The 11,176-nt window shown below is 36.5% G+C and carries 13 protein-coding genes and 1 other annotated feature; all 13 genes read right to left on the bottom strand.

The features are described 5' to 3' along the window. Positions 1–102: 102 nt before the first annotated feature. The gene (rpoB, locus tag LC076_RS20560; RefSeq protein WP_226671023.1) at positions 103–3,681 is read right to left on the bottom strand and encodes a DNA-directed RNA polymerase subunit beta; all 3,579 of its coding nucleotides are present in this window, start codon (positions 3,679–3,681) and stop codon (positions 103–105) included. Positions 3,682–4,036: 355 nt separating this feature from the next. Next, a complete protein-coding gene (locus LC076_RS20555; RefSeq protein WP_226671020.1) occupies positions 4,037–4,636 on the bottom strand; it encodes a class I SAM-dependent methyltransferase in 600 nt (199 codons plus the stop codon). Between the two features lie 208 nt (positions 4,637–4,844). Continuing rightward, positions 4,845–5,204, bottom strand: a complete 360-nt coding sequence (gene rplL, locus LC076_RS20550) for a 50S ribosomal protein L7/L12 (protein ID WP_226671014.1) — start codon at positions 5,202–5,204, stop codon at positions 4,845–4,847. Between the two features lie 65 nt (positions 5,205–5,269). Next, positions 5,270–5,770 carry a 50S ribosomal protein L10 gene (rplJ, locus tag LC076_RS20545; RefSeq protein WP_226671011.1) on the bottom strand — a complete coding sequence of 167 codons (501 nt, stop codon included), beginning with the start codon at positions 5,768–5,770 and terminating at the stop codon, positions 5,270–5,272. Positions 5,771–5,815: 45 nt separating this feature from the next. Beyond that, positions 5,816–5,953: a sequence feature (ribosomal protein L10 leader region), on the bottom strand. 50 nt (positions 5,954–6,003) lie between these two features. Next, the gene (gene rplA, locus LC076_RS20540; RefSeq protein WP_146950500.1) at positions 6,004–6,702 is read right to left on the bottom strand and encodes a 50S ribosomal protein L1; all 699 of its coding nucleotides are present in this window, start codon (positions 6,700–6,702) and stop codon (positions 6,004–6,006) included. 111 nt (positions 6,703–6,813) lie between these two features. After that, entirely contained in the window at positions 6,814–7,239 is a 426-nt protein-coding gene (rplK, locus tag LC076_RS20535) for a 50S ribosomal protein L11 (RefSeq protein ID WP_141549707.1), read from the bottom strand. Positions 7,240–7,482: 243 nt separating this feature from the next. Continuing rightward, positions 7,483–8,016 (bottom strand): transcription termination/antitermination protein NusG, encoded by a 534-nt coding sequence (nusG, locus tag LC076_RS20530; RefSeq protein WP_226671009.1) that lies wholly within the window; start codon positions 8,014–8,016, stop codon positions 7,483–7,485. Positions 8,017–8,178: 162 nt separating this feature from the next. Further along, the gene (gene secE / locus LC076_RS20525) at positions 8,179–8,361 is read right to left on the bottom strand and encodes a preprotein translocase subunit SecE (protein WP_146950498.1); all 183 of its coding nucleotides are present in this window, start codon (positions 8,359–8,361) and stop codon (positions 8,179–8,181) included. 56 nt (positions 8,362–8,417) lie between these two features. Further along, positions 8,418–8,567, bottom strand: coding sequence for a 50S ribosomal protein L33 (gene rpmG, locus LC076_RS20520; RefSeq protein WP_226670998.1), 150 nt, complete (start codon positions 8,565–8,567; stop codon positions 8,418–8,420). Between the two features lie 94 nt (positions 8,568–8,661). Further along, on the bottom strand, positions 8,662–9,318 hold the full coding sequence (gene sigH, locus LC076_RS20515; protein ID WP_264191630.1) for an RNA polymerase sporulation sigma factor SigH: 657 nt from the start codon (positions 9,316–9,318) through the stop codon (positions 8,662–8,664). Positions 9,319–9,385: 67 nt separating this feature from the next. After that, positions 9,386–9,895, bottom strand: a complete 510-nt coding sequence (locus LC076_RS20510) for an NYN domain-containing protein (protein ID WP_226670988.1) — start codon at positions 9,893–9,895, stop codon at positions 9,386–9,388. Positions 9,896–9,901: 6 nt separating this feature from the next. Continuing rightward, positions 9,902–10,645 carry a 23S rRNA (guanosine(2251)-2'-O)-methyltransferase RlmB gene (gene rlmB, locus LC076_RS20505; protein ID WP_226670985.1) on the bottom strand — a complete coding sequence of 248 codons (744 nt, stop codon included), beginning with the start codon at positions 10,643–10,645 and terminating at the stop codon, positions 9,902–9,904. Next, a complete protein-coding gene (locus tag LC076_RS20500) occupies positions 10,642–11,070 on the bottom strand; it encodes a Mini-ribonuclease 3 (protein ID WP_226670984.1) in 429 nt (142 codons plus the stop codon). Before LC076_RS20500 ends, rlmB begins: the two co-directional genes overlap by 4 nt. Between the last annotated feature and the right edge of the window lie 106 nt (positions 11,071–11,176).

Raw genomic sequence — 11,176 nt, 5'->3', positions numbered from 1 at the left:
TTTTCGTCTTCAGGTTATACCCTATTTTAAAAAGTTATAGCTTCAGTGCTATAACTCAATGAACATTCGTTCATTGAGTTATAGACAACTTTGCTTAAAAACTTATTCTTTTACTACTGGATCTTTATCTAAATCAGCTGACTGTGGTTCTGGTTCAACCGTTTCGTTAACTGATAATCCTTCTGCTTGTTGAGAGTCTTCTTCATCATCAAGGTCTCTCATTTCAATCTCTTGCTCATCACTTGAAAGCATCTTAACGTCCATACCTAAACTTTGAAGCTCTTTAATTAATACTTTAAATGATTCCGGAACACCTGGTTCAGGTACATTCTCACCTTTAACAATTGCTTCATAAGTTTTCACACGACCTACAACATCATCAGATTTAACAGTTAAGATTTCTTGAAGAGTATATGCAGCACCATATGCTTCAAGTGCCCATACCTCCATCTCACCAAATCGCTGACCACCAAATTGTGCTTTACCGCCAAGTGGTTGCTGTGTAACTAATGAGTATGGTCCTGTAGAACGAGCATGTAATTTATCATCAACCATATGTGCAAGTTTGATCATGTACATGATCCCAACTGATACACGGTTATCAAATGGTTCTCCACTGCGTCCATCATATAATACTGTTTTCGCATCGCGAGCCATGCCTGCTTCTTCTAAAGTTGACCAAACATCTTCCTCACGTGCTCCATCAAATACTGGTGAAGCAACATGAATACCTAACGTACGAGCAGCCATACCTAAGTGGAGCTCTAATACTTGACCGATATTCATACGTGAAGGAACTCCAAGTGGATTTAACATGATATCAACTGGTGTACCATCTGGTAAATATGGCATATCCTCTTCAGGAAGGATACGAGAAATTACACCTTTGTTACCATGTCGTCCTGCCATTTTATCACCTTCAGAAATCTTACGCTTCTGAACGATATAAACGCGAACTAACTGATTCACACCTGGTGGTAATTCATCTCCATCCTCACGGTTAAATACTTTAACATCAAGGATGATTCCTCCACCACCATGAGGTACACGTAATGAAGTATCACGAACTTCTCGAGCTTTTTCACCGAATATTGCATGTAACAGACGTTCTTCAGCAGTTAATTCTGTAACACCCTTAGGAGTTACTTTACCAACTAATAAATCTCCATCTTTTACTTCAGCACCAACGCGAATGATTCCACGTTCATCTAAGTTTCTTAAAGCATCTTCCCCAACGTTAGGGATATCACGAGTGATTTCTTCAGGTCCTAACTTTGTATCACGTGATTCAGACTCATATTCTTCGATGTGGATAGAAGTATACACATCGTCTTTAACAAGTCTTTCACTCATGATAATAGCATCTTCATAGTTATAACCATCCCAAGTCATGAATGCTACCATTACGTTTCTACCTAATGCTAGTTCCCCTTGTTCCATTGATGGTCCGTCTGCAAGGATTTCACCTTTTACAACTTCATCACCTTCACTAACGATCGGGCGTTGGTTGTAGCATGTTCCTTGGTTAGAACGGATAAACTTTAACATGCTATATTTATCTAAATTACCTTTAACTTTTTGTCCATTCACTTCTTCATAGCGGCGAACATATACATTCTTAGCTTCTACACGCTCTACGATACCAGGGTGTTTACAGATCACAGCAGCACCTGAATCTTTACCAGATACATATTCCATACCAGTTCCTACTAAAGGAGCTTCTGGATTCATTAATGGTACTGCTTGACGTTGCATGTTTGCACCCATCAATGCACGGTTAGAGTCATCATTTTCTAAGAAAGGAATACATGCTGTTGCAGCTGAAACTACCTGTTTAGGAGATACATCCATGTAATCGATGCGGTCTCTGTTAATAACAGTATTTTCCCCACGGAAACGAGCAACGATATCTGTATCAATAAATGATCCATCATCTGCAAGTCGTGCGTTTGCTTGTGCTACAACATAGTTATCTTCTTCATCAGCTGTTAAATAGTCAATTCGAGCTGTTACTTTACCTGTTTCAGGATCGACTCTACGATAAGGAGTTTCAATAAATCCAAATCGGTTAACTTTCGCATATGAAGATAATGAGTTAATTAATCCAATGTTCGGTCCCTCAGGAGTTTCAATTGGACACATACGACCATAGTGAGAATAATGTACGTCACGTACTTCAAATCCTGCACGTTCACGTGTTAATCCACCAGGCCCTAATGCTGATAAACGACGTTTATGTGTTAACTCAGCCAGAGGATTCGTTTGATCCATGAACTGAGATAACTGAGAACTACCAAAGAATTCTTTGATTGAAGCAATAACAGGGCGAATATTAATTAACTGCTGTGGAGTAATTGTATTCGTATCCTGGATTGACATTCTTTCACGAACAACACGTTCCATTCTTGATAAACCAATTCTAAATTGGTTTTGTAGTAATTCACCAACAGAACGAAGTCTACGATTCCCAAGATGATCAATATCATCTGTATCGCCCACACCATGTAATAAGTTAAAGAAATAACTAATAGAAGATAAAATATCTGCTACTGTAATATTCTTTACACTCTCTTCTACATAAGCGTTACCTAATACATTGATAACTTTCTCACCTTCAGGATCGTTAGGTGCAAAAATTTTGATAGATTGGATAGTTACTTCATCATCCGTAACTCCACCAGAAGGTTGCTCTTTTACGAAACCAACTCCACTTTCGAGGTTAGGGATAATTCGATCCAATGTTCTTCTATCAATCATCGTGCCTTTTTCAGCAATAATTTCGCCAGTTTCTGGATCAACTAGAGTTTCAGCTAATCTTTGATTAAATAGGCGGTTTTTAATGTGAAGCTTTTTATTAATCTTGTAACGTCCAACATTTGCTAAATCATAGCGTTTTGGATCAAAAAATCTAGAGTCTAATAAACTCTTCGCATTATCTACTGTTGGAGGCTCACCAGGGCGAAGTCTCTCATAGATTTCAAGCAATGCTTTCTCAGTAGTTTCTGTATTATCTTTATCAAGTGTATTACGTAAGTACTCGTTTTCACCTAATAAATCGATGATTTCTTGATCAGAGCCAAACCCAAGAGCACGTAATAAAACCGTTACAGGTAATTTACGTGTACGATCTATACGTACATAAACAACATCTTTTGCATCTGTTTCGTACTCTAACCAAGCTCCACGGTTTGGAATAACAGTTGCAGTAAAGCCTCTTCTACCATTTTTGTCGACCTTACCACTGTAATATACACTTGGTGAACGGACTAATTGCGATACAATAACGCGCTCTGCTCCGTTGATAACAAATGTACCTGTCTCTGTCATGAGAGGAAAATCTCCCATAAAGACATCCTGATCCTTTACTTCACCAGTTTCCTTGTTAATTAAACGCACCTTCACACGTAATGGTGCAGAATAGGTAACATCGCGTTCTTTTGATTCCTCTACAGGATACTTAGGGTCTCCTAAGCTATAATCAATAAACTCTAGCGAGAGGTTACCAGTGAAATCCTCAATAGGAGAAATATCTTGGAACATTTCTCTCAAGCCCTCATCAAGAAACCATTGATAGGAAGAGGTTTGAATTTCGATAAGATTTGGTAATTCTAACACTTCACTAATGCGTGCATAACTTCTGCGTTGGCGGTGTCGTCCATACTGAACTAGTTGACCTGTCAACTCATTCACCCCTCAAATCAAGCGTAATAGATCTTACGTTGTACTGTTATGTATACCTTTAATTTTTAGACAGACGAATAAGAGAACTCACATATGATCATTCTCTTGAAAATCAATATCTAATATACTACCAATAAAATCTGAAATAAAAACAAAGGAAAATCAAGTACTAACGCAAGGAAAAAACAAAAAATAAAAAGGGTTTCTAGTAAGAAAACCACAATTTGAAACGTACTATTGATTTTATAATTATCTCCATCTATTCTAATTTTATACACCTTTTTTCACAAAAATTAGATAGTTATGGAAATTATATATTGGCATTTTATAATGTTAACACATTGAAAAATTAGAGTCAACATTTTTTAGCTTTAATGATATAATAGCCTTTTTTCTTTACAACAACCTCTACTTCAGAGAACAATTCCTGTAGCAACTCAATTGTTGAAGGTGCTCCCTGCTTTTTCTGAATAACAACCCATAATTCACCTTCGTTAACCAAATGGTTGAAGCTTTCTCTAAATATACTATGAACCACAACTTTTCCAGCACGTATAGGTGGATTTGTTAAAATAGCAGCATATGATTTTCCTTCTATCTTTTCAAAAAGATTACTCTGAAAGATATCGACATTTCGAATTGAATTTAAATCTGCATTTTCCTTCGCTAATTCAACTGCCCTCTCATTAATATCAATCATATCAACGTGTCTATCATAATATTTTGCCATAGATAAACCTATAGGACCATATCCACATCCAACATCTAAAATGTCTCCTTCAACTTCTGATAAAGAGAATGAATCTATTAAAAGACGGGATCCAAAGTCTACTTCATTTTTTGAGAATACTCCTCGATCACTTTGAAAGGTGAAATTGTGACCTTTCAGCGTAAAAGACCATTTCTTACGATCGCTTTCTACAGTGGGCTTTTCAGAATAATAATGATTACTCATATTGCTCCTCCTCTTTCAAAGAATTAGGCTTCACACTTTTTGGTCATTTTATACAATAATTTTATAAAAATTAAAGTCTCTAGCGCATGGTGCCCGGACACAATTAATTCCAAACTAAAAAACCATAGATATATAATCAGAAAAAATAATAGATCCTAAATAATAAAAAGCTCGCCATAAACCGGCGAGCTTTCATAAGTTGGTGATATTACTTAACTTCTACAGAAGCTCCAACTTCTTCAAGTTTAGCTTTTAATTCTTCAGCTTCTTCTTTAGATACGCCTTCTTTGATTGCTTTAGGAGCGTTATCTACAACTTCTTTAGCTTCTTTTAATCCAAGACCAGTAGCTTCACGTACTACTTTGATAACTTTGATTTTTTGTCCGCCAGCACTTGCAAGTACTACGTCAAATTCAGTTTGCTCAGCAGCAGCTTCTCCACCAGCAGCAGCAGCAGCTACAGGAGCTGCAGCAGTTACACCAAACTCTTCTTCGATTGCTTTAACTAAGTCGTTTAATTCTAAAACAGTCATACTTTTAACTGCTTCAATGATTTGTTCTTGAGTCATTATAATTTCCTCCTTGTTTTTCCTATTAATAGTTTTCTTACATTACAAAAGTTAGTTCTAATAAATTATGCGCCTTGTTCTTCTTTTTGATCTGCAACAGCTTTTGTAGCAAGTGCAAGATTACGGATTGGAGCTTGAAGAACGCTAAGCAACATAGAAAGTAAACCTTCGCGTGATGGAAGTTCAGCAAGAGCTTTAACTTCTTCAACTGAAGCGATATTTCCTTCGATTACACCAGCTTTGATTTCAAGTGCTTCATGCTTTTTAGCGAAGTCATTTAAAATTTTAGCTGGAGCTACAACATCATCACCACCAAAAGCAATTGCGTTTGGACCAGTTAATGCGTCGTTAAGACCAGTAAGTTCAGCAAGTTCTACCGCACGACGAGTCATCGTGTTTTTGTAAACTTTAAATTCAATTCCTGCATCACGTAATTGTTTACGTAATTCAGTCACTTCACCTACAGTTAATCCACGGTAATCTACAACGATAGTAGATTTACTTTCACGGAACTTAGTAGAAATTTCTTCTACGATCTGTTTTTTCTTTTCGATAATTGCGCTCATTGTTACACCTCCTGTAGATTCATGTAACACTAGTACCGTTCGGTGATGGCCGTAAAAAAACCTCCACTAGACATGGAGGTTTGTATATACAACAATAAGCAAAATGCTTTATTCGTAAATACACCTCGGTAGGAAATTAAGCTCTAGAGCACCTACGGTCTACGGTATAGCGATATTTGTTTTAAACAACATTGGTAATTATATATTAAACTTCATAGTGAAGTCAATAGTTATTATTTTACAGAAAAGCTTGATGTGTCAACTTTCACGCCAGGTCCCATTGTTGAAGTAGCGTTAACACTCTTCATGTAAGTACCTTTTGCTGCAGCTGGCTTAGCTTTTAATAATGTTTCAAATACAGTAGTGAAGTTCTCTACTAATTTGCTATCATCAAAAGAAACTTTCCCGATAGGAACATGGATAATTCCAGCTTTGTCTAAACGATATTCAACTTTACCAGCTTTAATTTCGTTTACAGCTTTCGTTACATCAAATGTTACTGTTCCTGTTTTAGGGTTTGGCATTAAACCTTTTGGTCCTAATACACGACCTAATTTACCAACTTCACCCATCATATCAGGTGTTGCTACGATTACATCAAATTCAAACCAACCTTGTTGGATTTTGTTGATATAGTCAGCATCTCCAACATAATCAGCACCTGCAGCTTCAGCTTCTTTCGCTTTTTCACCTTTAGCAAATACTAATACACGTTGAGTTTTACCAGTACCATTCGGAAGTACTACTGCTCCACGAATTTGTTGGTCAGCTTTCTTAGGATCTACTCCTAAACGAAAAGCTACTTCTACAGTTGCATCAAATTTAGCAACGCTAGTCTTTTTAACTAGTTCTACTGCGTCATTAACTGGGTAGAACGTTGAACGATCTACAAGTTTCGCAGCTTCTTGAAACTTCTTACCTTTTTTAGCCATTTTTATTTCCTCCTTAGTGGTTTTAGCGGAATAACCTCCCACGAATAAAGGTTGCGAACTTGTTTTTAAGCAAACTCGCAACCCCAAAAAACATTCCCAACTAATCAGAGATTAGTCTTCGATAACGATACCCATACTACGTGCAGTACCTTCAACCATACGCATTGCTGATTCAACGCTAGCAGCGTTTAAATCAGGCATTTTTGTTTCAGCGATTTCACGTACCTTGTCACGTTTAACAGTCGCTACTTTATTACGATTTGGTTCACCAGAACCAGACTCAATACCAGCTGCTTTTTTAAGAAGAACAGCAGCAGGAGGAGTTTTTGTAATAAATGTAAATGAACGGTCTTCAAATACCGTGATTTCAACCGGAATGATTAAACCAGCTTGTTCAGCTGTACGAGCGTTAAACTCTTTACAGAATCCCATGATATTAACACCAGCTTGACCTAATGCAGGACCAACTGGTGGTGCTGGATTAGCTTTCGCTGCAGGAATTTGCAATTTTACTATTTTAATTACTTTTTTAGCCACGAGACACACCTCCTTAAGTCCGTGATGTGGTAAATGGGTTAATAACCCTCCCACTCATCTAATCCAATTGTTATACAAATGGATAAAATTCGGGCAACTCATGATGAGCATACCTACCCTTATGCATTCAGAAATACTTCAATTTCTGATCAGCGTAACATCTTATTTCTGCCTCAAGTCTTTGAGACATACTGACCTATGAAATATTACCACTTTTCTAGATCGATTTCAAGTTTTTTTACATTATAATTTAGTTACTTGAGAAAAATCCAATTCAACCGGTGTTTCACGACCAAACATATTAACAAGAACTCTTAACTTGCTTTTGTCAGAATCGATCTCTTCGATGGATCCAGTAAAGTTTGCAAACGGTCCTTCTGTAACCTTAACGGTTTCTTTTAATTCATAATCAATTTCCACTCTTTGTTCGTCCATACCCATACGTTTTAGAATGAACATGATTTCTTCATCTAATAAAGGTGTTGGTTTCGAACCATGTCCAGCAGATCCAACAAACCCAGTAACTCCAGGAGTGTTACGAACAACATACCAAGAGTCGTCAGTCATTACGATCTCCACTAGCACATAACCAGGAAATACTTTTTTCTTTACTACTTTCTTTTTCCCGTCCTTAAAATCTGTTTCTTCTTCCTCAGGTACAACTACACGAAAAATCTTGTCTTCCATGCCCATTGATTCAACACGTTTTTCAAGATTTGCCTTCACTTTGTTTTCATAACCTGAATATGTGTGTACAACATACCAATTCTTTTCCATAGTGTCAGGACAACTTGTCCTTCCCTCCCCACGATAGGTTTATATAAATCTATATTAATTTACATAAAAACTTACTCTTTTTTTATACAATGAAAAAACCCGTTTAACGGGTTTCAAAGACAAAGAATTTATATTTTCTATTATAGCACGATTTTCCATCTGTTATTCAAAAAATAAACGAATTAAAGAGGAAATCCCTAAGTCAGTGATTGCAAAGAACACAGCTACAAACGTCACAGTTGATACAACTGTTACAGTATATTTCGTAAGTTCTTTACCTTTAGGCCAACTAACCTTCTTCATTTCACGAGAAACATCTCGGAAAAAATTAATTAAACGCTGCATGTATGCCTACCTCCAGGAATAATAGGGAAATTCATAATGAAATAGTATAAATAAAATTATTTCGTTTCACGGTGGTTCAAATGCGAATTACAAACTTTACAGAATTTCTTCACTTCTAACCGATCGTTTGTACTAGAAACATTCTTCATTGTCGTATAATTTCGACTTCCACAAGATGTACAAGCCAATGTTACTTTCTTTCGCATAACCTCACCTGCCGCTACATTATTCCTTAAAACTGTATCATAGTGAGGTTTTTTCGTCAATAAACGATGAAATTCAACGCTTATTGACGGATTATCATAAACTAATCTCTCTAATTTCTAGATAACGTTCAAGTTTTCTTTTTACACGTTGCAATGCGTTGTCTATCGATTTCACATGCCTATTTAGCTCTTCAGAGATCTCATGATAAGATCTTCCATCAAGGTATAAAACTAATACCTTTTGTTCTAGGTCACTTAGCAATTCTCCCATTTTCACTTCAATATCATCAAATTCCTCTTGATTGATAATGAGTTCCTCAGGGTCCAATGCTTTTGCACCAGAAATCACGTCCAATAATGTTCGATCTGACTCTTCATCATAAATTGGCTTGTCCAACGAAACATAGGAATTTAGAGGAATATGCTTTTGACGAGTAGCAGTCTTAATAGCGGTAATGATTTGCCTTGTAATACACAATTCAGCAAATGCTTTAAAAGAAGTGAGCTTGTCCTCTTTAAAATCTCGTATCGCTTTGTATAATCCAATCATTCCCTCTTGGATGATATCTTCTCGATCTGCACCAATTAAAAAATATGACCTTGCTTTCGCTCTAACAAAATTACGATATTTATTGATAAGGTAATCCAACGCTTCACTTTCTCCACGATGAACGAGTTCAACTACTTGTTCATCCTCCATTAATACTAAATCTTCTCTGTTGACCTTGTCTTTGTTGAATGATGAATTCAAGCCGATCCCCCCGACCGCACACAAGATAACAATATTATACAGTATTGGTTTTGAAAGCGTCAACCAACTATAAATTTCCTCTGCGCCATTTTTCTAGCTTTTCCATCACATCATCCGGAAATGATATTTTTGAAGATGGACGATCTTTTTCGATTTTTTTCACTCTGTGTTTGATCCTATTTTCAATGGAGTTCATTTCATTTAAGAGCTCTCTTGCTGACTTCCTAAGAGCTCCTTGACCAAAAATAGCCCATTGCTCAGTAAAATCTGAAGTGGCCACATGTACCTGTGTCTTTATATTGCCCATTGATTTCGCTAACTTTTCTATCCGTTCATCAGCTGTTTCATTTTCTCTTGTGAAAATAACTTCAACACGGTAGTTTTTTTGTTTTTTCTCGATTCCTTTAACCATATGTGCATCAAAAACCACAATCACTCTATAACCGGTATATGCTTGATATTCAGCCATTTTCTCAATTAAAAGGTTTCTTGCCTCTGAAAGATTATTTTTCTTAAGACTTTGTAAATCTGGCCATGCTCCAATAATGTTATATCCATCAACTAGTAGGATATCCATTTCCTTCTATTCCCCTAAAGGATTTCGTTTCCGGTATACCTCATACATTAAAAGACTTGCGGCAACTGACGCATTAAGTGATGTTACATGACCAACCATTGGCATTTTAATTAAGAAATCACATTTCTCTTTAATCAATCGACCGATTCCCTTACCCTCACTACCAATAATTAACCCCAACGGCATATTACCATCTAAGTTCCGATAATCATCCGCTCCCTTGGCATCTGTTCCAACAATCCAAACTCCTTTTTCCTTTAGTTCGTCAATTGTTCGAGCCATATTAGTAATACGAGCTACAGGGATGTGTTCAATTGCACCAGTAGATGATTTGGCAACAGTCGCTGTTAAACCAACTGCTCTTCTTTTAGGGATAACGATACCATGTGCACCAACAGCATCAGCTGTTCGCATAATTGAGCCCAAGTTATGAGGATCTTCAATTTCATCCAAAAGTAAAAGAAATGGCATCTCATTCCGTTTCTTGGCAATTTGCAGGATGTCATCTATATGAACATATTCATAGGCCGCTACTTGAGCAACAACACCTTGGTGATTTCCTTCAACCATTTGATCTATTTTCTTCTTAGGAACAAAATTGATCGTTATTCCTCGTTCTTTTGCAAGCCTTGTTATTTCTTGGGCTTGTCCTTTTAAAGAGTTTTCCGCAACCCATATTTTATTAATATCTCTAGAAGACTTTAGTACTTCTATAACTGTATTGCGACCAATAATATAATCTTGACTCATCGTCTTCCCTCCTTTCCTTCCCTATCAATAAATTGAAATGCCTTTTCTATAAATTCTTCTAAACGATCATGGCTTTTTTCCAAATATAAATAACCTAGCAATGCTTCAAAAGCAGTACTATAACGGTATGTTTGAACATCCGTGTTTTTAGGTATTGTGCCTGATTTTGCGTTTCTTCCTCGTCTAATTACACCCTCCTCTTCTTCAGAGAAAAGCTCTAATGAAAACAAGTGGTGTAATATACTTGCTTGGGCTTTAGCAGAAACAAATCTTTTTGCTTGATTATGAAGCTGATTTGGCCTTATATTCCCTTTTGATAAAAGGTGATGTCTTACATATATCTCAAAAACAGCATCTCCAACATACGCTAACGCTAAGCTATTTAACAGCTTTGTGTCTTTAATTGTTTTTAAATCTAGAAACATATTGCTCCTCATTTCCTATAGAAAAAGGTGACAAAGCTATAAAAAGCTTTTAAACAATTATTGCTTTGTCACCTTTAGAACCTTTTTTATCTTTATTCCCTCAATT

This window comes from Metabacillus litoralis, from assembly GCF_020524045.1.
Classification (GTDB): domain Bacteria; phylum Bacillota; class Bacilli; order Bacillales; family Bacillaceae; genus Metabacillus; species Metabacillus litoralis_C.
Note: the sequence above shows the minus strand (reverse complement) of the source record. Positions and strands in the feature narration are given on the sequence as shown.